This is a genomic window from Floccifex sp. (assembly GCF_051873555.1).
Classification (GTDB): Bacteria; Bacillota_I; Bacilli_A; order Erysipelotrichales; family Erysipelotrichaceae; genus Floccifex.
In genome coordinates this window covers 1-26787 of sequence record NZ_JBJEEY010000162.1, presented here as the reverse complement: position 1 = coordinate 26787, position 26787 = coordinate 1, and the positions used below count along the sequence as shown (strand labels likewise).

At 32.8% G+C, this 26787-nt stretch carries 23 protein-coding genes and 1 pseudogene; 9 read left to right on the top strand and 15 right to left on the bottom strand.

Translation table 11 applies throughout. From position 1 onward, the window contains the following. Nucleotides 1–50 precede the first annotated feature (50 nt). From ACI32A_RS09335 to ACI32A_RS09325, 3 genes are read right to left on the bottom strand one after another with little or no spacing between them, the layout of a single operon-like run. On the bottom strand, nt 51–764 hold the full coding sequence (locus ACI32A_RS09335) for a polysaccharide deacetylase family protein (RefSeq protein ID WP_439754786.1): 714 nt from the start codon (nt 762–764) through the stop codon (nt 51–53). A 44-nt stretch (nt 765–808) separates the two neighbouring features. Further along, nucleotides 809–1381 carry an ANTAR domain-containing response regulator gene (locus ACI32A_RS09330; RefSeq protein ID WP_439754785.1) on the bottom strand — a complete coding sequence of 191 codons (573 nt, stop codon included), beginning with the start codon at nt 1379–1381 and terminating at the stop codon, nt 809–811. 9 nt (nt 1382–1390) lie between these two features. After that, nucleotides 1391–2590 (bottom strand): glutamine synthetase family protein, encoded by a 1200-nt coding sequence (locus tag ACI32A_RS09325; RefSeq protein WP_439754784.1) that lies wholly within the window; start codon nt 2588–2590, stop codon nt 1391–1393. Between the two features lie 192 nt (nt 2591–2782). Between ACI32A_RS09325 and ACI32A_RS09320 the strand changes: the two genes are divergently transcribed. From ACI32A_RS09320 to ACI32A_RS09290, 7 genes are all read left to right on the top strand, one after another. Next, nucleotides 2783–4879: a glutamine synthetase III family protein gene (locus ACI32A_RS09320; RefSeq protein WP_439754783.1), complete on the top strand. Its 2097-nt coding sequence runs from the start codon at nt 2783–2785 to the stop codon at nt 4877–4879. Between the two features lie 49 nt (nt 4880–4928). Beyond that, complete coding sequence (gene asnB / locus ACI32A_RS09315; protein ID WP_439754782.1) at nt 4929–6512, top strand: asparagine synthase B; 1584 nt, start codon at nt 4929–4931, stop codon at nt 6510–6512. A 16-nt stretch (nt 6513–6528) separates the two neighbouring features. Continuing rightward, nucleotides 6529–11010 (top strand): glutamate synthase large subunit, encoded by a 4482-nt coding sequence (gene gltB / locus ACI32A_RS09310; RefSeq protein ID WP_439754781.1) that lies wholly within the window; start codon nt 6529–6531, stop codon nt 11008–11010. A gap of 11 nt (nt 11011–11021) precedes the next feature. Continuing rightward, a complete protein-coding gene (locus ACI32A_RS09305) occupies nt 11022–12476 on the top strand; it encodes a glutamate synthase subunit beta (protein ID WP_439754780.1) in 1455 nt (484 codons plus the stop codon). A gap of 46 nt (nt 12477–12522) precedes the next feature. After that, on the top strand, nt 12523–13680 hold the full coding sequence (locus ACI32A_RS09300; RefSeq protein WP_439754779.1) for a transglutaminase domain-containing protein: 1158 nt from the start codon (nt 12523–12525) through the stop codon (nt 13678–13680). Between the two features lie 67 nt (nt 13681–13747). After that, nucleotides 13748–14347, top strand: a complete 600-nt coding sequence (locus ACI32A_RS09295) for an AAA family ATPase (RefSeq protein WP_439754788.1) — start codon at nt 13748–13750, stop codon at nt 14345–14347. After that, nucleotides 14340–14978 carry an ATP-binding protein gene (locus ACI32A_RS09290; protein ID WP_439754787.1) on the top strand — a complete coding sequence of 213 codons (639 nt, stop codon included), beginning with the start codon at nt 14340–14342 and terminating at the stop codon, nt 14976–14978. Before ACI32A_RS09295 ends, ACI32A_RS09290 begins: the two co-directional genes overlap by 8 nt. 77 nt (nt 14979–15055) lie before the next feature. On the opposite strand, the gene ACI32A_RS09285 is transcribed toward ACI32A_RS09290, so the two are convergent. The 9 genes from ACI32A_RS09285 to ACI32A_RS09245 form a co-directional block, all read right to left on the bottom strand. Then, nucleotides 15056–15379: a type II toxin-antitoxin system RelE/ParE family toxin gene (locus ACI32A_RS09285; RefSeq protein WP_439754778.1), complete on the bottom strand. Its 324-nt coding sequence runs from the start codon at nt 15377–15379 to the stop codon at nt 15056–15058. Beyond that, the gene (locus tag ACI32A_RS09280; protein ID WP_439754777.1) at nt 15376–15672 is read right to left on the bottom strand and encodes a hypothetical protein; all 297 of its coding nucleotides are present in this window, start codon (nt 15670–15672) and stop codon (nt 15376–15378) included. Before ACI32A_RS09280 ends, ACI32A_RS09285 begins: the two co-directional genes overlap by 4 nt. A 360-nt stretch (nt 15673–16032) precedes the next feature. Further along, a complete protein-coding gene (locus tag ACI32A_RS09275; protein ID WP_439754776.1) occupies nt 16033–16344 on the bottom strand; it encodes a GNAT family N-acetyltransferase in 312 nt (103 codons plus the stop codon). 45 nt (nt 16345–16389) lie between these two features. Next, on the bottom strand, nt 16390–17046 hold the full coding sequence (locus ACI32A_RS09270) for a CoA transferase subunit B (RefSeq protein WP_439754775.1): 657 nt from the start codon (nt 17044–17046) through the stop codon (nt 16390–16392). A gap of 1 nt (nt 17047) precedes the next feature. After that, nucleotides 17048–17779, bottom strand: a complete 732-nt coding sequence (locus ACI32A_RS09265) for a CoA transferase subunit A (RefSeq protein ID WP_439754774.1) — start codon at nt 17777–17779, stop codon at nt 17048–17050. A gap of 12 nt (nt 17780–17791) precedes the next feature. Then, nucleotides 17792–18586, bottom strand: a complete 795-nt coding sequence (locus tag ACI32A_RS09260; protein WP_439754773.1) for an enoyl-CoA hydratase/isomerase family protein — start codon at nt 18584–18586, stop codon at nt 17792–17794. A gap of 198 nt (nt 18587–18784) precedes the next feature. Beyond that, nucleotides 18785–19708 carry a hypothetical protein gene (locus ACI32A_RS09255; protein WP_439754772.1) on the bottom strand — a complete coding sequence of 308 codons (924 nt, stop codon included), beginning with the start codon at nt 19706–19708 and terminating at the stop codon, nt 18785–18787. Nucleotides 19709–19839: 131 nt separating this feature from the next. Further along, complete coding sequence (locus ACI32A_RS09250) at nt 19840–20475, bottom strand: DUF2238 domain-containing protein (protein WP_439754771.1); 636 nt, start codon at nt 20473–20475, stop codon at nt 19840–19842. Further along, entirely contained in the window at nt 20472–21302 is an 831-nt protein-coding gene (locus ACI32A_RS09245; protein ID WP_439754770.1) for a LysR family transcriptional regulator, read from the bottom strand. The genes ACI32A_RS09250 and ACI32A_RS09245 overlap by 4 nt, the downstream gene beginning before the upstream one ends. A gap of 83 nt (nt 21303–21385) precedes the next feature. Here ACI32A_RS09245 and ACI32A_RS09240 point away from each other — a divergent pair, with 83 nt between their 5' ends. Beyond that, on the top strand, nt 21386–21985 hold the full coding sequence (locus ACI32A_RS09240) for a DUF6198 family protein (protein WP_439754769.1): 600 nt from the start codon (nt 21386–21388) through the stop codon (nt 21983–21985). A 28-nt stretch (nt 21986–22013) separates the two neighbouring features. Here ACI32A_RS09240 and ppdK read toward each other — a convergent pair whose 3' ends face one another. Further along, nucleotides 22014–24641: a pyruvate, phosphate dikinase gene (ppdK, locus tag ACI32A_RS09235; protein WP_439754768.1), complete on the bottom strand. Its 2628-nt coding sequence runs from the start codon at nt 24639–24641 to the stop codon at nt 22014–22016. A 116-nt stretch (nt 24642–24757) separates the two neighbouring features. Then, nucleotides 24758–25195, bottom strand: a complete 438-nt coding sequence (locus tag ACI32A_RS09230; RefSeq protein ID WP_439754767.1) for a Spx/MgsR family RNA polymerase-binding regulatory protein — start codon at nt 25193–25195, stop codon at nt 24758–24760. A 139-nt stretch (nt 25196–25334) separates the two neighbouring features. On the opposite strand from ACI32A_RS09230, the gene trpS reads away from it, so the two are divergent. Next, nucleotides 25335–26318, top strand: coding sequence for a tryptophan--tRNA ligase (gene trpS / locus ACI32A_RS09225; RefSeq protein ID WP_439754766.1), 984 nt, complete (start codon nt 25335–25337; stop codon nt 26316–26318). A 260-nt stretch (nt 26319–26578) separates the two neighbouring features. Here the strand turns inward: trpS and ACI32A_RS09220 are convergent. After that, nucleotides 26579–26787: pseudogene (locus ACI32A_RS09220) on the bottom strand (hypothetical protein); the annotation flags it as partial.

The following is a 26787-nucleotide window of genomic DNA, read 5'->3' as shown; positions in this document are numbered from 1 at the left end:
TTAGCGCAATTTTTTTATTTTAGGGTTATTTACTCGTTACAGCCCCTTTTTTATAAGACTACCCATCTAAAATACCACATACCCAAAAAATCAACCATCGCAAAACGAGGAATCGCATAAATGGAATCCAATGAAGAAGCATTGTGAAATTGATTATATGAAAAAGCCATTTTCACTTGTTTTTTTGATAAAAGAGTATCCATATTTCGTGTTATACCATATGGATACGCAAAATAAGTAGAATCCACAACGCCTGAATCAAAATCCATTTCAATTTCATCTAAAGACAAAACCTTAACCAAGGCTTTTCCATTTTGTCTTTGATGTAAATCATAGGAATGCGAATAAAAAGAAACTGTTTCATCATTGATCATCTGCTGTTCTTTGACATAGATTTCTTTATCATCTATGACATGTTTTCCAATCACAAAACATGTTCCATGAAAATGATATTGTTTTAAAATGGGTTTGACTAAATCAATAAAGGAAGCATATCCATCATCAAAAGTTAAAACAACACTTTTAAATGGAATATCTTTTTTTCCGGTTAAGCAAGCATATAATTCATCCATTGTTAAGGTTTTATAATGATGATCGTATAAATACTTCATTTGTTCTTGAAATTGATTTAGAGTTAATGAATATATATCTTCATCTTTTTCTAATACTATATTGTGATAGCCTAAAACAGGAATCGAAGGACGCATATAAAATCCAAATAAAGACAAAAACAACAAAATACAACAAAATATTTTCTTTTTCATATACAGATTATATCAAAAAAAAGCATAATTTCTTATGCTTTCCTTCACTTAACTTTTTCTAATAAACGAGTCGCAACTTCAATTTTTGTAATCGATGCATCCATGGCAACTTTTTCGATGTAATGATGCGCTTTTTCTTCTGACCAATGATACTGTTCAATTAAAACAAGCTTTGCCTGAGAAATAATTTGCTGATCTTTTAATTTCTTTCTTAACTTCTTAATTTCCATTTGTGCCTTTTCTTTTTGAGATACAAATGTATTCATTAAACAAAGCGTCTGATATAAAACTTGTTTTGATGTAGGTAAAGACACCACAAAAATGGATTCCTCTTTCAAACGATATACAACAGTATCAAAAATATCGTTTTTGACAAGTAATATCACACTGACATCATAAATATGTGAAATTTCCTGACTGGACTTTATACCAAATTCATCTTTCACAGGCGTTTGAATAATCACAAAATCAAAGCTTTCACTTCTTAATTTGATTTTCGCATCGTGTACTGTTTTTGAAATAAAACAACTATATTCCGACATAGGCATCATTTCTTTTAAAACAGGCAATAGTTTTTCACCACTGGATATAATCAATACTTTTCTTTTATTGATCATATTCATCACCTATTTTAAATACGATTCAATTATTTTTTTCGGAATATATTTTTGAATAAATTCACTTTCCATAGCTACATTGCTTGCCTTTCGAATCGAACTTGGAATCGGTTTTAAAGAAGAAAGAACATCATGGCTTGCATGATACACATTGGCAATGATTTCTTCTGGAGCTTCTAATTTTCTTTCAATTCCATCTAAACCAGCATAAATCACAAGCGCAAAAGCTAAATATGGATTACAACAAGGATCTGGACTTCTTAATTCCAATCGAGTTTTCCCTTCATGAACAGCAGGAATACGAATAGCTTGTGTACGATTATAACGAGACCAGCTAATATATTTAGGGGCTTTTCGTTTTCCAATTCTTTCATAACTGGCTTCTACTGGATTTAAAAATAAAGTCATTTCTTCTAAATGCGCCAATAAACCACCTAAAACATAATTTAAATCATTTGAATTTTCGCTTTCAATTGAAATATTGATATGTAAACCATTGCCAGCTTCTTGTTTTAAAGGTTTAGGTGAAAAATCCGCATATAAGCCATTACTTCGAGCAATGGTTTTTACGACCCATTTAAAAGTCTGTGCATTGTCCGCTGCACTTAAAGCCGAACTATATTTAAAATCAATTTCATTTTGTCCAGGCCCTTCTTCGTGGTGACTCGCTTCAGGATGAATGTTCATATCAGTCAATGTAAAACAAATATCTCTTCGAACGTCTTCCCCTTTGTCATCGGGACTGACATCCATATAGCCTCCTTGATCCAATGGAATGAAAGTATTATTTTCATTTTCATCGAGTTTAAATAAATAAAATTCAAATTCAGTTCCAAAATCAAATGTAATTCCCTTTTCTTTGGCTTCATAAATTGCCTTTTTTAAAATATAGCGACAATCTCTTTCAAATTCTTTTCCATTTGGATATTTGATCTGACATTCCATACGAACAACTGCTCCTTCAATAGAACGCCAAGGTAAAACACAAAGCGTATTTGGATCTGGATATAAAAATAAATCCGAATTGCTTTCGTCCATAAATCCATCGATGGCACTTCCATCTATAGAAATTCCTTCTTTAAAAGCTCTGGGCAGTTGTTCAGGTAAAATGGAAATATTTTTTTGTTTGCCAAAAACATCGCAAAATGATAAACGAATAAATTGAACGTCTTCTTGTTCTACGTAATCTAAAACTTGTTGTGTATTCATAGTATCCTCCGTTTTTGTCTCTTTTATACTATTTTTTTACATTTGTTTCAATACCTTGAAAAAAAATTTCATTTTCTATTTGACAAATCTCTTTTCACTCCCTAAAATAGAGAACATAAATAGAGGCAAAGGTGCCATGTACAAATTTTTTTGTGCACCTTTGCCTCTTTTTTTATCGAAAAGGAGAACAATATGACAGTATCAGTACCTGAAATTTTTGGATCAAAAGTTTTTAATCAAGCCGAAATGAAAAAACGACTTCCAAAAGACACATTTAAGGAATTAATGAAAACCATTGATGAGGGTAAACCCTTAAACATCAAAATTGCCAACGCTGTGAGCCATGCGATGAAAGAATGGGCAATTGAACAAGGAGCCACACATTATACACACTGGTTTCAACCAATGACTGGTGTAACCGCTGAAAAACATGACAGTTTTATTCATCCAACAGATGATGGACATGTCATTATGACTTTCTCTGGAAAAGAATTGATCAAGGGTGAACCGGATGCTTCTTCTTTCCCAAATGGTGGTTTACGAGCAACTTTCGAAGCAAGAGGATATACTGCATGGGATCCAACATCATATGCATTTATAAAAAATAAAGTATTATGTATTCCAACTGCTTTCTGCTCCTATACAGGTCATGCATTAGATAAAAAGACACCTTTATTACGATCCATGGAAGCCATTAATAAACAGGCTTTACGAATTTTAAAATTATTTGGAAATGATCAAGTAGTTTCAGTAAAAACTACAGTTGGACCTGAACAAGAATATTTCTTAGTGGATCAAAAATATTATGAACAACGTAAAGATTTAATTTATACAGGTCGTACATTGTTTGGAGCCAATTCTCCAAAAGGACAAGAAATGGAAGACCATTACTTTGGAACCATTAAATCACGTGTTCAAAAATTCATGGATGAATTAAATATTGAATTATGGAAATTAGGAATCAGTGCTAAAACAGAACACAACGAAGTGGCTCCTGCTCAACATGAATTAGCTCCTGTTTTCTCAACAACGAATATTGCCACTGATCATAACCAGTTAACAATGGAATTGATGCAACGAATTGCCAAACGCCATGGATTGGTTTGTTTATTACATGAAAAACCTTTTGATGGTGTCAATGGTTCTGGTAAACACAATAACTGGTCATTGAGTACAAATACAGGAATCAATTTATTAGAACCTGGAGAAACACCTTATGAAAATGCTCAATTCTTATTGTTCTTATGTGCCGTTATCAAAGCCGTAGATGAACATCAAGATTTATTACGATTAAGTGTTGCCACAGCTGGTAATGACCATCGATTAGGTGCTAACGAAGCTCCTCCTGCTATTATTTCAATTTTCTTGGGTGATGAATTAACAGAAGTTTTAGAAGCCATTGAAAATGAAACAGATTACTCAGGTAAAACAAAAGAATATATGCGAATTGGAGCCGATGTTCTTCCTAAATTCAGAAAAGATTCAACGGATCGAAATCGTACCAGTCCATTTGCCTTCACTGGAAATAAATTCGAATTCCGTATGCCTGGTTCATCTAGTTCAATTGCTGGATGTAACATTGTCTTAAATACAGCCGTTGCCGATGAACTAGAAAAATTTGCGGATGCTTTAGAATCAGCTCCTGATTTTGAAAGTGCATTAAATGCTTTAATTAAAGATACAATCAAGTCTCATAAACGTATTATTTTCAATGGAAATGGATACGATGATTCTTGGATTGAACAAGCCGAAAAACGTGGTTTATTGAATTTAAAAACAACACCAGATGCTCTTCCATATTTTGTGAAAGACGAAAACATTGCCTTATTTGAAAAACATGGTGTGTATTCAAAAGAAGAAATCACGTCTCGATATGAAGTATTGATTGAAGAATATGTAAAAATTATCAACATTGAAGCCTTAACAATGTTGGATATGGCGAAAAAAGAAATCTTGCCTGCCGTCTCAAGATATTCAAAAACACTCGCCGATACCATTTTAGCAAAAAAATCCGTTAGCGATTGCATTGATACAAGTTATGAAGAAAACATTTTATCTCAAGTTTCTTCTTTAACAGCAAAAGCATATCAAAATGTATCTAGATTAGAAAGTGCTATGAAAGAAATGGATGCACAAGATAATTATGAACAAAAAGCTTGTTTTGTTCGAGATGTAATCTTAGGATTAATGAGCGATTTAAGAAAACCATGTGATGAATTGGAAGTGATTGTTGATGAAACAGAATGGCCATTCCCTACATATGGAAAGCTCTTATTTGGTGTAATGTAATTATATAAGCCGGCAAATGCCGGCTTTCATTTTTTGGAAAGGAATCATTATGTGTACAATTTTAGGATATAAAGGAAAACAGTTATCATATCAACAAATCGAAAGTGGACTGCAAACCACAACTTCCAGAGGACCCGATGATCAAAAAATTCTTCAGTTTGATGATGTTACTCTAGGATTTCAAAGATTATCCATTATGGGTTTAACCCCAGAAGGTATGCAACCATTTACCAGAAAAGGAAGTGCTCTAGTCTGTAATGGTGAAATCTATGGGTTTCGTAAAATAAAGAATCGATTGATTCAAAAAGGGATTGAATTTTCAAGCGAAAGTGATTGCGAAATTTTATTGCCTTTATTTGAAGAAAAAGGATGTGAAATGTTTAAAGAATTAGATGCCGAGTTTGCTCTTGTATTATATGATGCCCAGTCAAATCAATTAATTGCAGCTCGAGATCCTATTGGAATTCGTCCTTTATATTATGGATACGACCAAAATGGAGACATCATTTTTGCCAGTGAGCCAAAGATGTTAGTAAAAATGGTGGATTCAATTTATCCCTTCCCTGTTGGTCATTACTATAAAGACAAACAATTTATTTGTTATAGAGATATGACACAAACCAAAGAAATCATTGACGATGATGTAGAAACTATTTGTCAAAATATTCATGACTATTTAATCAAAGGTGTTGATAAACGACTGGATGCCGATGCGCCTGTAGGTTTCTTATTAAGTGGTGGATTGGATTCCTCTTTAGTTTGTGCGATAGCTCAAAATTTATTACCAAAACCTATTGAAACTTTTGCGATTGGAATGGATATTGATGCCATTGACTTAAAATACGCCAAAGAAGTCGCAGATTATATTGGCTCCAATCATCATGAAATCATTATCAATAAAGAAGATGTAATTCAAGCCATTCGTCCTGTTATCTATGCATTAGCTACTTATGATATTACGACCATTCGTGCTTCTATTGGAATGTATCTATTATGTAAAGCCATACATGAACAAACCAATATACGTGTATTATTAACTGGTGAAATCAGTGATGAATTATTTGGATATAAATATACAGATTTTGCACCAGATGCTCCATCTTTCCAAAAAGAAAGTGAAAAACGAATTCGTGAATTACATATGTATGATGTACTCCGTGCCGATCGCTGTATTTCCACTCATTCATTAGAAGCTCGTGTACCTTTTGGAGATTTAGACTTTGTAGAATATGTCATGTCAATCAATCCAGAAAAGAAAATGAATGTCTATCAAAAAGGAAAATATTTATTACGACATGCCTTTGCATCGGATCACATTTTACCAGAAAGTATCTTAATGCGAGAAAAAGCAGCTTTCTCTGATGCAGTAGGTCATTCTTTAGTCGATGATATTAAAGAATATGCACAAAATTTTTATTCGGATTCTGAATTTGAAGAAAAATGCAAGAAATATCAACATGCCAGACCATTTACCAAAGAATCTTTATTATATCGAGAAATCTTTGAAGAATTTTATCCAGGTCAAAGTCAAATGATTGTGGATTTCTGGATGCCAAATAAAGAATGGGACGGATGTAACGTAAACGATCCATCGGCTCGTTATTTAACAAACTATGGAGATAGTGGAAAATAGAAAGAAGGTTAGAAAGATGAACGATCTATACAAAATGGAACATGATGCCTGTGGAATTGGAACCGTAGTTCAAATTGATGGAACACAAAGTTATCGTGTAGTTGATCAGGCACTTCATATTGTTGAAAAACTCGAACATAGAGCTGGTAAAGATGCCAGTGGACAAGTTGGTGATGGTGTCGGTATTTTATTACAAATTTCGCATTCATTTTTTTCAAAAGTTTGTCAAAGTGAAAATATCAAAATTCGTGGTTCAAGAGAATATGGAGTGGGAATGTTTTTCTTTCCCCAGCAATCTTTAAAACGAAATCAAGCTAAAAAATTATTTGAAACCATTGTTCAAAAAGAAGGTGCAAAATTTTTGGGTTGGCGTATTGTTCCTTGTCATCCAGATATACTTGGAAAAGGAGCAAAAGATTGTATGCCATATATTATGCAAGGCTTTATCGATAAAGATAATTCATTGTCTCAAGAAGATTTCGAGCGTCAATTGTATGTGATTCGAAGAGAATTTGAAAAAAGTTGTCCGGACACATATGTGGCTTCTCTTTCCAGCAAAACCATTGTTTATAAAGGAATGTTTTTAGTCAATCAATTACGTGAATTCTATCAGGATTTACAAGATAAAAATTATCAATCCGCGATTGCGATTGTTCATTCCAGATTCTCTACCAATACAACGCCTTCCTGGCAAAGAGCACATCCAAATCGTTTTATTGCACATAATGGAGAAATTAATACAATCCGTGGAAATGCCAATCGTATGTTGGCTCGAGAAGAAAGCATGGATTCTAAGTTTTTATCTGAAGAATATACAAAAATTCTTCCTGTAATCAATGTTAATGGTTCCGATAGTGCCATGTTAGATAATGCTTTAGAATTTATGGTCATGAATGGTATGGATTTAGCTCAGGCTGTTATGATTACCATTCCAGAGCCTTGGAAACATACAGAAATGAGCCAGACAAAAAAAGATTTTTATCATTATTATTCAACGATGTTAGAACCATGGGATGGTCCAGCGGCTATCATTTTCTCGGATGGAGATGTAGTAGGTGCTATATTGGATCGTAATGGACTTCGTCCGAGTCGTTATTATATTACCGATGACAATATGTTGATTTTATCAAGTGAAGTTGGTGTATTAGATATCGAACCAGAAAAAATCATTAAAAAAGATCGTTTGCGTCCTGGAAAAATGTTACTAGTGGATACTAAACAAAAGAGAATGATTGATGATGATGAATTAAAGGAATATTATGCGTCTAAAAATCCATATGGAGAATGGTTAGATACAAATTTAATTCATTTAAAAGATTTACCTGCACCGGATAAAAAACCAAGTATGCATACCCAGGATCAAAGAGATAAGTTATATAAAGTCTTTGGATATACATATGAAGAATGTAAAAATACAATTTTACCAACGGCAAAAAACGGAGTAGAACCAACAGCTGCTATGGGAGTGGATATTCCATTAGCTGTTTTATCAAAACATCATCCTTCCCTTTTTCATTATTTTAAACAATTATTTGCACAGGTGACCAATCCACCGATTGATTCTTTGCGTGAACAAATCATTACAGATACAACGGTTTATTTAGGATCTGATGGTAATTTATTAGAAGAAAAGTCACAGAATTGTACGGTATTAGAAGTCAATAATCCAATTTTAACAGAACGTGATATGCAAAAAATTCGTTCTTTAAATAAAAAAGGATTTAATAACCAGACTATTTCTTTATTATTCTATCGTGGAATGCCTTTAAAAGATGCGATTCATAATTTATTTGTCAGCGTGGATCGTGCTTATCGGCAAGGAGCCAATATTTTGATTTTAAGTGACAAAGGCATTGATGAAAGCCATGTTGCGATTCCTAGTTTATTAGCTGTCAGTGCCATCAGCCAGCATTTAATTAAAACCAAAAAGAAAACAGCCGTAACTTTAATTGTTGAAAGTGGAGAGCCTAGAGATGTACATCAATTCGCAACCTTATTAGGTTTTGGAGCCAATGCCGTATATCCATATTTAGCACATGAAACCATTGAAGAAATGATTCAAATGGATATGTTAGATAAAGAGCCTTCTATTGCGATTAAAGACTATAATGAAGCCATTTTACATGGAATTGTTAAGATTGCTGCAAAAATGGGGATTTCAACTTTACAATCGTATCAAGATGCGCAAATATTTGAAGCCATTGGAATTAGTCAGGAAGTCATCGATGCTTATTTTACCAATACAGTTTCACGAATTGGTGGAATTGGTTTAAAAGAAATTGAAGAAGATATCATTTTCCATCACGATCGTGCATTTGATCCACTGGGATTGGGTGTGGATACATCTTTAGATAGTACAGGATTCCATAAATTAAGAAGTGGAAATGGAAAAGAAGATCATTTATACAATCCAAAAACCATTGTCACTTTACAGCGTGCAACTCAAAATAATGATTATGCATTATTTAAAGAATATACAAGCATGGTCAATGATGTAGAACGTCCTCATACCATTCGTTCTCAATTGGCATTTAAAAAAGTGAATCCATCAATTCCAATTGAAGAAGTAGAATCCGTTTATGATATTGTGAAACGATTTAAAACAGGAGCTATGTCTTATGGATCAATTTCAGAAGAAGCGCATACTTGTATGGCCATTGCGATGAATCGATTAGGTGGTAAATCCAATTCAGGTGAAGGTGGCGAAAAAAGAGAGCGTTTAGGAACAGAAAAAAATAGTGCCATTAAACAAGTGGCTTCTGGTCGATTTGGTGTCACAAGTGAATACTTAGTCAGTGCCAAAGAAATTCAAATTAAAATGGCTCAAGGTGCTAAACCTGGTGAAGGTGGTCATTTACCGGGTCGTAAAGTTTATCCTTGGATTGCCAAAACTCGTTATTCAACACCAGGGGTATCTTTGATTTCCCCACCTCCTCATCATGATATTTATTCTATTGAGGATTTGGCACAATTAATTTATGACTTAAAAAATGCCAATCGAGATGCACGTATTTCGGTTAAGCTGGTATCCGAAGCAGGTGTTGGTACCATTGCAGCCGGTGTTGCCAAAGCGGGTGCCACTGTTGTCTTAATTTCAGGATACGATGGAGGTACAGGAGCTGCTCCTCAAAGTTCCATTCATCATGCAGGTCTTCCTTGGGAATTGGGATTAGCTGAAGCACATAAAACTTTAATTGAAAATGGTCTTCGTTCCCATGTCATTATTGAAACCGATGGAAAATTAATGAGTGGAAGAGATGTTGCCATAGCTTGTATGTTAGGTGCGGAAGAATTTGGTTTTGCGACTGCTCCATTAATCACAATGGGATGTGCTATGATGCGTGTATGTAACTTAGATACATGTCCATTTGGTGTAGCTACACAAAATAGTGAACTTCGAAAACGATTCAAAGGAAAGCCAGAATATGTTATGAATTTTATGTTGTTCATTGCACAGGAACTTCGAGAAATTATGGCAGATTTAGGTTTCCATTCCATTGATGAAATGGTTGGTCGAAGTGATTGTTTAACAATTCGTGATCAGCAAACAAGTCGTGAAAAAGAAATGGATTTATCTAGTGTTTTAAATGATGGAAACAATATTCATCATATTTCAGAAGATGAATATGATTTCAAATTGGAAAAGACAATTGACGTTTCGACTTTATTACCAAAATTTACACCTTATTTTAAGAAACAAAGAAAACATGAAGAAAGCATTGAAATTTCTTCAACCGATCGTACAGTTGGAACGATTTTGGGTTCTGAAATCACAAAACAATGTGGAAACCATGTAAAAGAAGATACATTTATTGTGCATTGTCATGGAGGAGCCGGTCAATCATTTGGTTCTTTCATTCCTTCTGGTTTGACATTAGATGTAAAAGGCGATGCCAATGATTATTTTGGAAAAGGTTTATCGGGTGGTAAATTAATCATTGCACCTGATGAAAAATCTGTTTTCAAAGCCGAAGAAAATGTCATCATTGGTAACGTAGCTTTATATGGAGCCACAAGCGGTAAAGCCTTTATTCGAGGAATTGCGGGTGAACGTTTTTGTGTACGTAATTCAGGAGCTACAGCTGTTGTAGAAGGATGTGGAGACCATGGATTGGAATATATGACAGGTGGTATTGCCGTCATTTTAGGAAAAACTGGTAAAAACTTTGCAGCTGGTATGAGCGGTGGTATTGCCTATGTATTAGACCGTGACCATGATTTATATAAAAGAATCAATAAAGAATTAGTCAGCATCGAAATGGTAGAAGGAAAAGTGGATCAGGAAGTTTTATATGGTTTATTAAAAGAACATGTACAAGCTACAAATTCAACCATTGCACAAGAAATATTAGATCATTTTAGTGATGAATTAATGAATTTCAAGAAAATCATTCCAAATGATTATCGAAAAATCAAAGATTCAATTAAAGCATTAGAAGATAAAGGCTTCCATTCAGATGAAGCTGAATTGATGGCTTTTGAACAGGCTTTTCAATAGGAGGGATATATATGGGTAAACCAACTGGATTTTTAGAATACGATCGAGAAGAAAACAATTGTATAGCTCCTTTAGATCGATTAAAAAATTATAACGAATTTCATGTTTATTTAGATGCACAACAACGCGCAAAACAAGCTGCGCGTTGTATGAACTGTGGTGTTCCCTTTTGTCAAAGTGCCATCGAATTAAAAGGAAAAGTAACAGGTTGTCCTTTACATAATTTAATTCCAGAATGGAATGATGAAATCTACAATGGAAATTATCAACATGCGCTTTCTCGTTTATTAAAGACCAATCCATTTCCAGAATTTACATCGCGTGTATGCCCTGCTCTTTGTGAAAAAGCGTGCATCAATGGTATTTATGACGATCCTGTTACCATTCATGATAATGAATACTTTATTATTGAAACGGCTTATCAAAATGGATGGATGAAAGCCAATCCACCTAAAATTCGTTCTGATAAAAAAGTAGCTATTATTGGCAGTGGACCTTCTGGTTTAGCTTGTGCCTATACATTAAATAAAAGAGGACACAATGTTACGGTTTTTGAAAGAGAAAATCGTCCTGGTGGTTTATTAATGTATGGAATTCCAAACATGAAGCTGGAAAAACAATTTATTGATCGAAGAATTGAATTATTAAAAGAAGAAGGCATTCAATTTTGTTTGAATACCAATGTAGGTAAAGATATCAAAAAAGAAGATCTTCTAAAAGAATTTGATGCCATTGTATTGTGCTGTGGATCTAAACAGGCACGTGATATCAATGTCATTAATCGAGATATAGATGGTGTATATTTTGCGGTGGATTACTTAACAAAGTCTACAAAAAATTTATTGGATCATAGTCCTATGATTAGTGCCAAAAATAAAAATGTAGTTATTGTTGGTGGTGGAGATACAGGAAATGACTGTGTTGGTACGGCTTTACGACAAGGTGCGAAAAGTGTTGTTCAAATTGAAATGATGCCAAAGGCACCGGATCAAAGAACAGAAAACAATCCTTGGCCAGAATGGCCAAATGTCTGCAAAACAGATTATGGTCAACAAGAAGCCATTGCTTTATTTAAAGAAGATCCTCGTATTTATGAAACAACTTTAAGCGAATTAATTAGTGAAAAAGGAAAGATTACACAAGTTAAAACCACAAAAATTAAATTTGAAAATCGAAAAATGGTGCCTGTTGAAGGCAGTGAACAAACACTTCAATGTGATTTATTATTGATTGCAGCCGGTTTTACGGGGATGGAAAGCTATATTAATGAAGATTTCCATCTTGATATGACACCACGAAATACGATTTCTACACAAGCGAATCGATATCAGACCAGTGAATCGAATATCTTTGCGGCAGGAGATGTTCGTCGTGGTCAATCGTTAGTCGTATGGGCCATTCATGAAGGCAAGGAATGTGCTCGTGAAGTGGATTCGTATTTAATGGAATATACAAATATGGATTAAGGAATTATCATTTGATAATTCCTTAATTCTTTTATAGAATAGATATATGAAAAAATTATTTCAAAAACTAATACTCTTTTTTTTCGTGCTTTCATTATCGGGTTGTTCCCTTCTTTCTAATTTTCAATCTCTTTTTTCTTTTCATAAACAAAATGAAGTCATTGAACAAGTACTACAAGAATATTCCATACCGGATTTTGAAAATCGGTATTTTTTAAGTCAATTGAAAGATGAAGACTTGGCTTTTGTTTTATTGGCCTATAATGGATTGATGAATTTTAAAGAAAATATTGAAATTGGATTGGAATTTGAAGACCAGAATCGTCCTTTGGAATTACTGGAATTGATTCAATATGATTGTCCAGAAATTTATCAGTTTACAACCAATGGTTCCAGCAATGTGGTTTATAATTGGATTCAAAGTACGAAAGAATTAGTCAGCATGGATATCACTTATATCATGGATGAAAATTTATATCAAAATAGTCTGATTCAAATTCAAAATGAAATCGATAATATTGTGTATCAAGTAAATGATTTAGATGATTTTCATAAAGAATTGTTTGTGTATGATTATATTGTGAATCATTGTAACTATAACGAACAAACAACACATTATTCCAGTATTTATGGTGTATTCATAGAAAATCAGGCAGCTTGTTTAGGAATTAGTCGTACAATGCAATGGATTTTAAATGAATGTGGTATTTCCTGCATCACAGTTGGAGGCTATGCCAAGACTCAACAAAATGGACATGCCTGGAATATTGTGCATTTAGAAGATGAATACTATAGTGTAGATTGTACTTCGGATACCAATCGAAAAGAAGATGAAGCCTATAAGTTATATGCTTATTTTAATGTAACGGATGATTTGATTCGTTCCAGTTATTCTTTGCAGTCTTCTTTATTTAATGTTCCAGAAACAAGGGGTACAAAATATAATTATTTCACATATTTAAATCATTTTATTTATAAAGAAGATGATCTTCAACAATCTTTGAATACAATTTTATCGGATTCGTATTTCAATCATCATAGTGAATGTGTCATTCAATTTGAAGATTTAGAAGACTTTAATCAAGTTGTCAATGATGTTTCTACATTCTATAATCAATGGCTAAATGAAAATGACTTACCTTTTATTCAAGCTAGTTTTGCGCATTCACAAGAAGCAAAAATTATTTATTTTCAATTTCAATGAAGGAGAAATCCTTTATTTTTTATATACTCAAATCATAATAGGATTATAACAATAGGAGGTATTCTATATAGCATATATTCAAAGAGCTATATCTAAAATCCTTAATACTAGAATTCAAGCAAGTAAATGCACACTCATTACAGGATCTTCAATAGTTGGAAAAACCACCTTGATAAAATATGAGTGTTCAAACTATAACTATGCGAATTTTGATGATTGTCTGACACGATTACTGGCAAAAGAAGAGCCAAAACTATTTTTCATAAATAATCCGTGTCCTCTTTTTATTGATGAAGTTCAAAAAGAAATTTCAGTTCTTGAAGAAATTAAAATAAAAGTAGATGAATCAAACCAGCGGGGTCAATTTATTTTATCTGGCTCTCAAAAATTAGAGCTTATGAAAGGAATAAGTGAATCATTAGCTGGTCTTGTTTCAATTTTTGAACTAAACGGATTATCTCTGAGAGAAATCCATCATATTTCTTTTAATCGTCATTTTGTTCCATCTCAGTCATATATAAAAGAACGTGAAAGTGAATTGATTTCATATAGTTCAATTTGGAATTTGATTCATAAAGGTTGTTATCCAGAACTATATGATATTGATAGAGACTGGCAAGATTTTTATTCTTCCTATGTCGCAACGTATTTAGAAAAAGATTCATGAGCTTATTTCAGCTGTTAGTATAACCTTTACAAAATTTTTAATTGCGGTGGCTGCCAGAACTAGAGAAATACTAAATTATACAAATATTGCGAATGAAATTGGTGTTAGTGAACCAACTGTAAAAAAATGGATTTCTATTTTAGAAAGAACAGGAATTGTTTATTTATTGCAGCCTTATAGTGCAAGTTCTCTAAAAAGAGCAACCAAAGCGTCTAAGATTTATTTTAGAGATACAGGATTGGCTTGTTATTTAACTCGATGGTTAACAGCAGATGCATTGAAAAATTCAGCTGTTGCCGGAAATATGTTTGAGACTTTTGTTGTATCTGAAATATTGAAGTCATATTCGAATGAAGGAAGAGAATATCGTTTTAATATTTTTTATTATCGTGAAAAGGATCGTAATGTTTCCAATGAAAATGAAATTGATTTGATTATTGAAGAAGATGGAATTCTATATCCTGTTGAAATAAAAATGACAGGAAATCCAAAAGCGAACATGGCATCTGCAAACAGTATCCTGGATAAAATTCCAGATAAAAAAAGAGGAATGGGTACAATACTTTGTTTAATTGATAAAAAAACTCATTTACGTGAAAACTTAGTGGCTCTGCCTATTGAATATATTTAAAAATAATATAGTTTTATCCTATGAAATACGAAAGCATCCTGGATTTTTCCAAGATGCTTTTGTATTAATCTTTTGACTCAGATATATTTTTTCATAACGCGCATATAATCCTTTTTGACATTGAATATTGCCATAATATTTACTTGTTTTTCCTCTTCATCAACTAGATAAAAAATTAAATAATCCTTGTGGATGATAAATCGATATCCAGCACTGCGGATAATTCTGTCTTTAGGGAATGCTACCATATTAGGAAAAGTACCCAGTTTTTTACACGTTTTCATTAACTCTTCTACAAAATGCTTTGCGATTTCCTTATCTTTAGACTGATTGGCAATCCAAAATAAAATCTCGCTTAAATCCTGTTTTGCAGTATCTGTAAGTCTCACAATGTAATTCATAATTCAAGTCCATCTAATTCTGACAGTATGTCATCTAATGCTTGATCCATGTTTTGAACCCTTCCAAGTTTCAGATCATCAGCTGCTTGAGCCAAATGCGTATAAACAGCAAGTTTTGATTCTAGCTCCATGATATAATTCTGCAGTTCAATAAAATCAGAATGACAAATCACGACAGTATCCTCTTTTCCATTTACTGTAATTGCCACAGGATTCTTTCTTGATAAAGCAGATATTTGAGCATAATTTGTCCGAAGGTCTTTGGATGGCCTAATTGAAATTGCACTTTTCATATAACCATATCTCCTCGTCTTATTGGTATTCATATTATATTCTTATTTGACTACCTTTTCAATACATGTAAAAACAATCCGTAGAATGTAATCATACACATATCACATGCTTATAAATATTTTAATCGGTTCTAGAACTATTTTAGATATATCTATAAAATCGTCTTAACTTTAGACGTTTGCATTTTACTTCATTGTTTTTAGATTCAATTTAGCGCTGATCACTTCTTTATAATTTAAACTATAAGTTCTTTGTATTTCTTGAAATCCAAGCTTTTTCCAAAAAGAAGCAGCGTGTTTATTATCTATTAACCAGGCAAGTTGAATAGAATTGTAATCTTGACAAAAATCAATGAATTCTTAAATAATGGTTTGTCCTATTCCCTTTTTCTGATACTTGGAATCCACCATAAAAAATCCAATGTACATATCTTCTTTTGTTGGATAGCCTTCAATACTATCCATTACAGCAATTAATTGATTTTCTTTAAAATAACCCAAAAAATATTTATCCTTTAATGCTTTACCTGGTGGCAGTGCATTTAAATCTTCTATAATCATTTCTTTAGTACATGTTTGATGTTGACATTCATAATAAAAAGGATTGGATAGACATAAAGAATAGATTTGGTCTATATTGGTTTCATCTAATGGTTTAACAGTAAATTTCATAAATTTATTATAATACTTAAAAAGAGAAAATCGATTGATTTTCTCTTATTCCATAACTTTTAAATCTTCACTGACAATAAAGTCAGCTTCTGTACAAGCCTGAATATCTTCTACACTATAACCTGGTGCAATTTCTCTTAGAATTAAGCCTTCTTTTGTCACTTCAAAGTATGCTCTTTCTGTTACAATATCCGTTACACATTTTGCACCTGTTAAAGGAAGTGTACATTTTTTTAGAATTTTAGATTTACCGCTTTTTTCACAGTGATCGGTTGCGACAACAATTCGTTTTACCCCAGCACATAAATCCATGGCACCACCCATTCCTGGAACCAGTTTTCCTGGAATAATCCAGTTTGCTATGTTTCCTTCCTGATCCACTTGAAGTGTTCCTAAAACAGCTGCATCTACGTGTCCTCCACGAATCAATCCAAAGGAATCAGCATGATCTACAACGCTTCCTCCTTTAATAATGGTTGTAGGTTGTCCCCCAGCATCAAAACAATCGGGATCAACGTCATCCCATTTTGGTGTAGGGCCACATCCAACAATACCAATTTCAGCTTCCAGCCATAATTCAACGCCTTCAGGTAAATAGTTGACACACATCGTTGGTAGACCAATTCCCAGATTGACTAAGTCTCCATCTTTAAAAAATTTTGCGCATCGAGATGCGATGAGAGCGCGTCCTGTTAATGCCATCTTATTTACCTCCTTGTTTTGCTTTGGCTTCGGCTTTTGCCTTGGCTTTAATCCACATTGGACAAATTGGTTTCTTTTCTCCTTGACGAACATAAATAAAGTCAATAACTGGAGCTGGTACATCGATTTCATCTGGAGATAGTTGACCCACTTCAACAAGTTCTTCAACTTCACAGATCACTGTATCAGCTGCATAAGCAATGTAAGAATTGGTAGCACGTCCTACCATACGGAATTGAATATTTCCAGCTGTATCTGCTTTCCATGCTTTAATGATTGCTACATCACCTCGAATTGGTTTTTCTAATAAATAGTCTTTTCCATCTACTGTAATAATTTCTTTTCCAATGGCGACATCGGTTCCTAATCCAGTAGGTGTCAAACAACCACCTAAACCATAGCCTCCGCATCGAATTCTTTCGGCAAAGGTTCCTTGTGGGATAAATTCAATTTCCAGTTCGTTGGCAACCATTTGATCTTTACAAACAGGATTCAATCCAATATGTGTTGTTTTTAAAGAACGAACACGATGTTCTACAATTAATCGACCCACACCTTGATCGGGCATTCCACCACTTACCGCAACAGCATCAATATCTTTGACTCCTTTTTCAATCATTCCTGTAATAATTTCTTCGGCTGAGATTTCTCCATGCCAGTCACCAAATAAAATGGTTTGTCCATCATGAATCACATCGAGACATTGTTGTAGAGTTGATACTTTATTTTTCATTGTAATACCTTTCTATTTTCCTTCAAAAGTTGGTTTTCTCTTTTCCATAAAAGCTTTTACACCTTCCTGGAAATCCATAGAAGCTGCGCATTCTCTTTGTGTAGGAATTTCTGTTTGATCTAACCAGTCTTTGTAGTCTGCATAAACGCTATTATAAATTTGTTTTTTGATATTTTTATAAGAAATAAGTGGTCCACGAGCAATTTTTTGAGCGAATTTCATTGTCACTTCATCCAATTGATCCACTTCACATACTTTATAAACAAAGCCTAAGTCTTTTCCTTCCTGTGCACTGACAGGTCTTCCTGTAGCAGCTAATTCCATTGTACGAGTGGCTCCAATACTTTTTGATAATAAATAAGTGGCACCTGTATCTGGAACCAAGCCTAAATTCACAAAGGCTAAGATAAATTTGGCATTATCAGCACAAATTAAGAAATCTCCACCCAAGGCAAGGGATACACCTGCCCCAGCAGCAGCTCCACAAACGGATGTAATGACAATTTTACTCATTTTCTTTAATCCATCGGCTACAATTCCAACTTTAGCGATTAAGTCATCCATGTTTACATCGCCACCGTTTTGAATTAATTGATAAAAATATCCAATATCACCACCTGCTGAAAAGGCTTTACTTCCTCCTTTGATTACAACAACTTTTACATTTGGATCGTTTTCCGCTTCATTAACGACATACATTAATTCATCGGCCATTTGTTCATCAATTGCGTTTAGATTTTTCATGTAGTTCATGGTAATGGTTGCGATTCCATCTTGAACTTGATAAATGATTTTTTGAAGTTCCATAAAATACCTCTTGCTTAAATGTAAGCGCTTTCTATATTCATTTTATCGATTTAATTTTGAAAAAACAAGTGTAATTATTTTTACGTATATGACTACATGAATAGAATCAAATATTTTATTCTAACTTAAATTTATACCTAAAATACGTTACGATTCAATAAAAATTCTTTTCTCATTTCTGAAAAAAGAATCTTTATTTTAGTCTCTCATATCTTTGTAGTAGTCTTTCATCACTAAGGCTTCAAATAATAAATATAAACTATCTTCTAAATTTGATTTTTCATTCACAAGATTAAATCCATATATATCGGATTCAATATAAGCTCTTTTCGTTTGGATGGCTGCTACTTCTCTTAAATCTTCTTTAGTAAATTCATCGCATATTTGACAAGTCGCTTTATATATTTGTTGTGTGTGTTCTTTTAGATTGATATCTTCTCTATACATTTGAATTTGTAAGCGACTGGCTTCTTTATTATTAGATATACTTTTGAAAATGGAATAAATAAGAAAGATAGAAACAATGACTACAATAAAGCGGCAAATATAAAGCATACCTAAATCGGAATCGGCTAAATGTAGTATATTGCTGACAAATTGACATAGAAAATCATAGATAAAAAATGTAATGAAAATGGATATAAATCCAACAATGATATTGGTTGATAAACCAACAACGATCGCAACTCCAAAACATAAAATTAAACCAACACCTACCATAAAATCGATTTCTAATGAACTAAATGGATACGATACAAAGACAAAAAATAATAAGATTAAAACAATAGCTACGATTAATCTTAATATCATTGAAAATGTTGAACTATGTAATGATTTAATTTTATTATCTAAATTTATAACATCTTCCCAATGACCTGCTGGTTTATATTTGTGTTTGTGTTTTAAGTGATCCACTGAATTTTCAGCTTTAAAGTTAAAATGATTTGTCATCATTTCATAAATATGTGTTAAAACTACCAATGAAAAACCAGCCCAATCCGATTCTTTTTGTTCTACAATTTCAATCAATGCACTTTCCCATAGATATTGACTCCTTCTATAGTTTTTATTTTGTTCTTGTTCCATAGCTTTGGATGTGATTTCAAATATTTCTTTTCCCATACTTCTTCTCTCTTTCATATAAAATATACACAAAATTATTTTGACAGACAAAGTATTTATAAAAAAAAACCAAAGCATCCTAATCTTTTTGGGCTATCCAAATTTTTTTGTTCCACTAATCTAGCTATATTTTATTTTCGAATATTCAATTCATAAAATGTATTACAAGTTCGTATAAAGAAATTTGATTTTCCTCTTTTATAATACCGAATAACAGAATATGTTAAACATAGTCCGGCAATAAAAGCACATAACATATCTGTCATGGAATCATAAACACCTGTAGCATGATTTCTAATGCAATCGTTGTTAAAGAAAACCAGCATCGCAAATTCAAAGAATTCCCAAATTACGGCAATACTGCAATTTATAGCATTGATAAATAATAAAAAGATTTTATAGTCTTGTTTATCTTTGACATAATTTGTTTCCTTTATTTTATAAAACAACATCATCGCAAGACATGTCGCAAATAATCCTGAACAAAAGTGTACGACTTTATCAAAATAAGGGACTTTATAGCCTTGAAAACAACTTCCAATTAAAGACGCAAAAAACACAAAAGCTATATTTATAGAATAAATTTCATAAAAAGGTTGAAAATGAAATATTTTAAATAATATAGGAATAATCAATGGTGTAAAAATGGCAACAAATCCCATTCCAATGCCTTCAATATTCTGAATAATAATGTTTCGATAGAATCCAAGGATCCAGAAAACAATATAAATTACAATTTCTAAATGAAATAATTTTTTAAAATTCATTTTGATTTCTCCTTAAAATGTTCTATTTGTTTCAAAAAATGTATAAATAAAGAATTTTTTTGATATTCATTATAAACAAAATAAATATCAAATGTTTGCAGACAATCCACAATTGGAATAAATTTTATATATTTTGTATAGTCTGTATAATGAATCGCAAATGAAGGCACAATGGCACTACAAGAATGAATGGCTACATGTAATAAAGTTTGAATCAAATCTGGATTTTCCTGATTGATAGTACTATCAAATGATACATTTGTTTTATTAATACATTCCCGATAAGAAATACATTCTTTACTTGATAAAGAATCCTTTTCACTAACAGCTAAATAAAAAGGATAAGATTTAAGCAAAATAGAATGATAATCATCACTAAAATCAGGATTATACGAAAAAATACCATCGACTTCATTTCTTTCTAACAATTTTTTTAAAGACAATTGATTTCCCAGTAATAATTGAAACTCAACTTCTTCTTTTTGATAAAAATCACCTAATAGATGAATTAAAATATCATTTTCAATGCCTTTGATATACCCTAACCGAATACTATTTGTTTCCCCTTTTTGAATTTGATCAACTACCTTTAGTATAGAATCCATACTATTCTTTAATTTATATACTTCAGAAAGAAATCGAAATCCTTCCTTTGTTAATTCAACCCTTTTTTTATTTCGTTCAAATAAAAGAAACCCAATTTCATTTTCTAGATTTTTTATATGATTGGTTACGGCGGTTTGAGAAATATACAGTTGTTCTGCTGCCTTGGTAAAACTTAAATTCTCAGCCACTTTAAGAAAACAATTCAATTGATTTAAATTCATAAAGACTCCTTTTATAACTTTATATTATTATAAAATAATTTATTCATATTAGAAAATTATTAATAAAAATTTATAATGATTGTATGAAAAAGTATATTCTATATTTATTTGGTTTAAATATCTTAGCCATTGGAATTGTTTTAAATTTAAAAACAGAACTTGGAGTCGCAGCTTTATCAAGTATCATTTATGTATGCTCTATTATTTTTTCAATTTCGTTTGGTTTATCATCTATTATCTGGTATTTATTCTTTATTTTGATTCAAAGCATACTTTGTAAGAAAATAAAAAAAGAATTTCTTTTAGAGATTCCTTTATCTATTGTATTTGGATTCTTAACCGATTTCTATTCATTTTTATTTCAATCTATCGAATTCAATTATCCATTTCTTTTATTAATCTTTGCTTTACTTTGTATTTCATTTGGCGTTTATTGTACAACGATTACAAATCTAATATTAAATCCAGGAGATGGTATTGTCAAAACAATTTCTGAAGTTTATAGAGTTCCATTTTGTAATGTGAAAAATGGATTTGATATAAGTTTACTACTAATTAGTATTATTCTTTCTATAATTTTTGAAGGAAAAATTATAGGAATTGGAATTGGTACGATTGTATCTAGTATTTGTATTGGTCGATTGATACAAGGGTGGTCATATATATTTTCAACCATAAAATAATCCGGGAAGAAATTCCCGGATTTATATTTTATTTACTTTGTTTGATGGAAGCTTGTGCAGCAGCTAATCTTGCGATTGGTACACGATAAGGTGAACAAGATACATAATCCAATCCGATTTCATTACAGAATTCAATAGAAGCAGGGTCTCCACCGTGTTCTCCACAAATTCCTAAGTGAAGATTTGGATTGCTTTCTTTTCCTAATTGAATCGCAATCTTCATCAATTTACCAACACCAATTTGATCTAATTTCGCAAATGGATCTTGTTCAAAGATTTTACGATCATAATAAGAAGTTAAGAACTTACCTGCGTCGTCTCTTGAGAATCCATATGTCATTTGTGTTAAATCGTTTGTACCGAAACAGAAGAAATCCGCTTGTTGAGCAATTTCATCAGCTGTTAAAGCTGCACGAGGAATTTCAATCATTGTTCCGACTTCATATTTTAATGCAACACCAGCTTTTTCAATTTCTTCATCTGCTGTTGCGATTACAATATCTTTTACATATTTTAATTCTTTTGAATCCCCAGCTAATGGAATCATGATTTCAGGAACCACATTCAAATCTGGATTTTCTTTATTGACTTCAATGGCAGCACGAATAACGGCACGTGTTTGCATCTTGGCAATTTCTGGATACGTAACGGCTAAACGAAGTCCACGATGACCCATCATTGGGTTGAATTCATGTAAGCTGTCGATAATAGCTTTAATTTGTTCAACGGATTTTCCTTGGGATTGTGCCAATAAAGCAATGTCTTCTTCCTCTGTTGGGACAAATTCATGTAGAGGTGGATCCAAGAAACGAATTGTTACTGGATATCCATTACATGCTTTATACAATTCTTCAAAGTCATGTTGCTGCATTGGTAAAATTTTATTTAATGCCACTTCTCTTTCTTCCAAAGTATCCGCACAAATCATTTCACGGAAAGCAGCAATTCGATCGGCTTCAAAGAACATATGTTCTGTACGACATAAACCAATTCCCTGTGCTCCTAATTCAATGGCTTTTGCTGCATCTTTAGGTGTATCAGCATTTGTACGAACTTTCATTGTACGATATTCATCAGCCCATGCCATGATACGTCCAAATTCACCACCAATTGTCGCATCTACAGTTGGAATAATACCGTCATAAATATTTCCAGTGGATCCATCTATAGAAATTGGATCGCCTTCTTTATAGAGTTTACCTTTTAAAGTAAAGCATTTATTTTCTTCATCCATTGAAATATCACCACATCCAGATACACAGCAAGTCCCCATTCCACGAGCCACTACAGCCGCATGAGAAGTCATACCACCACGTACTGTTAAGATACCTTGTGCAGATTTCATTCCTTCAATATCTTCTGGTGAAGTTTCCAAACGAACTAAAACAACTTTTTCGCCACGAGCTGCCCATGCTTTTGCATCTTCAGCAGTAAATACAATCTTACCACAAGCAGCTCCTGGACTTGCTCCTAAAGCTTTCGATAAAACAGGTGCTTCTTTTAATGCTTTTTGATCAAAAGTAGGATGTAATAAAGTATCTAAATTACGAGGATCAATCATTAAAACAGCATCTTTTGGCGTAATCATACCTTCATCGACTAAATCACAAGCCACTTTTAAAGCAGCCTGGGCTGTACGTTTTCCATTACGAGTTTGTAACATATATAATTTACGATCTTGAATTGTAAATTCCATATCCTGCATATCATGATAATGATTTTCCAGAATGTTACATACCTTTTCAAATTGATCATAAACTTCAGGCATTACATCTTTTAAAGCAGAAATAGGTTGAGGTGTACGAACACCAGCTACAACATCTTCTCCCTGGGCATTAATTAAGAATTCACCCATTAATTTCTTTTCACCCGTAGCTGGATCACGTGTAAAGGCTACACCAGTACCTGATTCATCTGACCAGTTACCAAAAGCCATTTCCTGTACGTTAACAGCTGTTCCCCAAGAGAAAGGAATATCGTTGTCACGACGATATACGTTAGCACGTGGATTATCCCAAGAACGGAAAACAGCCTTGATAGCTCCATATAATTGTTCTTTTGGATCATCTGGGAAATCAACCCCAATTTTTGCTTTATATTCCGCTTTAAATTGATTCGCTAAGTCTTTTAAATCCGCAGCTGTTAAATCAATGTCTTGAGTAACTCCGCGTTCTTCTTTCATTTTATCAATTAAAACTTCAAAATATTTTTTCCCAACTTCCATTACAACATCAGAATACATTTGAATGAAACGACGATAACAGTCTCTAGCCCATCTTTCATTTCCAGTTTTCTTGGCAATAACTTCAACGACTTCTTCATTTAATCCTAAGTTAAGAATTGTGTCCATCATTCCAGGCATGCTGGCACGAGCCCCTGAACGAACAGAAACCAATAAAGGATTTTCTAAATCACCAAATTTCTTTCCAGTGATTTCTTCCATTTTCACAATGCCTTCTTCAATTTGTGCAACAATATCATCATTGATTTTTCCATCTTCATAATATTGTGTACAAGCTTCTGTCGTGATTGTAAAACCTTGTGGAACTGGCAAACCAATATTTGTCATTTCCGCCAAGTTGGCTCCTTTTCCTCCTAACAATTCGCGCATGGATGCATTTCCCTCACTAAAGAGATATACATATTTTTTAGACATAACTTCCTCCTTGTATCTTTTCTTCTTTAAATATATCATTAAAAATGAACATCATCAATGTGATTGTAAACGTTTTCTTTTTTTAATAAAAAAAATAATAGCCTGTTTCCAGGCTATTAAGCACGTGCTTCACTACGAACTTTTCCACATAATTCAAAACTCGTACATTCATCACTACAAGAATTAGAAATAATATTTCTTAGTTCAACAGGCATCATGGAAGTGATTTCATCCGAATCATATCCAACGACAAGATTCTGTTTTGAAATCATGATCGGACGCTTTAAAATGGAAGGATTCTTCTGAATGAGTTCAACCAATTCATTGATTGAAAAATCATTAATATCTTTTTTCAATGCCATGAAAGCTTTTGAACGAACAGAAATAATGTCTTCCGTACCATTTGGACAACGCGAAAGAATATATTTAATTTCATCTTTATTTAAAATGGAAGTAAATAAATTTTTTTCAACGAACTCAATGTTGTTGTCTTTTAACCACTGCTTAGCCTTTCGACAACTTGCACATCCCGGAGATGTATATAGAATAATCACATCTAACACTCCTTTCCAATCTTTTTAGCACTCTTCCTCTCTGCATGCTAATCCTATCATTCTTTTCTATTCATGTCAATATTATTTTCTTTTCGAATACACATTATAATGATATAATCAAAAGATAAGGAGGGATAATATGGAACGAATGGTAAGTGGAATCAAGCCAACCGGTCGATTGCATCTTGGAAACTATATCGGAGCCATTTCTCAATTCATTAAATACCAGGAAGAATATGAATTATTTATTTTTATAGCCAATTTACATGCGATCACTGTTCCAATTGAAGCCAAAGAATTACGAAAAAACACAAAAGATTTAATTGCTCTTTATTTAGCCTGTGGACTAGATCCCGAAAAAACGACTCTATTTTTACAAAGTGATGTCGATGCACATGCAAAATTAGGATGGGTTATGACTTGTACATCCTATGTAGGTGAATTACAACGAATGACGCAATATAAAGATAAAACCGCTAAAGGAGAAAGTGGAATTACAGCTGGATTGTTTACATATCCTCCATTAATGGCTGGTGACATTATTTTATATGATGCGGATTATGTTCCTGTTGGAAAAGATCAGACACAGCATGTTGAATTAACAAGAGACTTAGCGGAACGATTCAACAATCGTTATTCTCCTACATTTAAAATTCCTAAGCCTTTGACAAGTACAGTCGGACAAAAAATAAATTCTTTACAAGATCCAACTAAAAAAATGTCGAAATCAGTTACCGATCCAAAAGGAACCATTGATTTATTAGATGATCCAAAAGTGGCTTATAAAAAAATTATGTCGGCTGTTACGGACTCTATTGGAATTATTCAATACGATCCAGAAAATCAACCTGGACTTGCTAACTTACTAACAATTCAATCGGTATTAACAAATGAATCCATTGAAAGCATTGTATCTCGATATCAAGGAAAAGGTTATGGTGAATTAAAAAAAGAAATCGCTCAAACAGTTTCTGATTTCTTAACCAATTTACAAGCCAAATACAATGACATTATTTCCTGTGGTAAAATTGATGAAATATTAGCACAAGGCGCTCAAAAAGCTAATGCCATTGCGAATAAAAAAATCCGTAAAGTCTATAAAAAAGTTGGATTTACAATTTAAGCATCCTTTGATGCTTATTTTTTTTGATATAATAAACAAAAAGGAGATAAATAATGGAAATTCAAATTTCTCAGGACATCAATTACTATACATATACGGATTTTATGAACTACCCTACCTGATACATAGTTCAGATAAGGTATCCTTGTGATGTACTCTTTTGTACTACCGCAGGGATTTTGATTTATGCAGGCATATACATATTCCATGTACTGTTTCCACAATGGCCGGTTCACTCGACCTCTACTGTTTTTACACAGTTACTTACTGTTCAGATCTGCAAATCGGATGATTTTCGGATTCAGCAGTCCGGATAGCTTTACATTTGATGTGTCATATCCCGCTTTTCTAAGAATATTGGCTGCTCCATTCACATCCGCATTGATAAGTATCCCCTCAGCCGATCTGTACAAACCCCTCTTTGTTCTTTTACCGGAAAAACTGTACTTCTGATTACTTCCACTGCCAT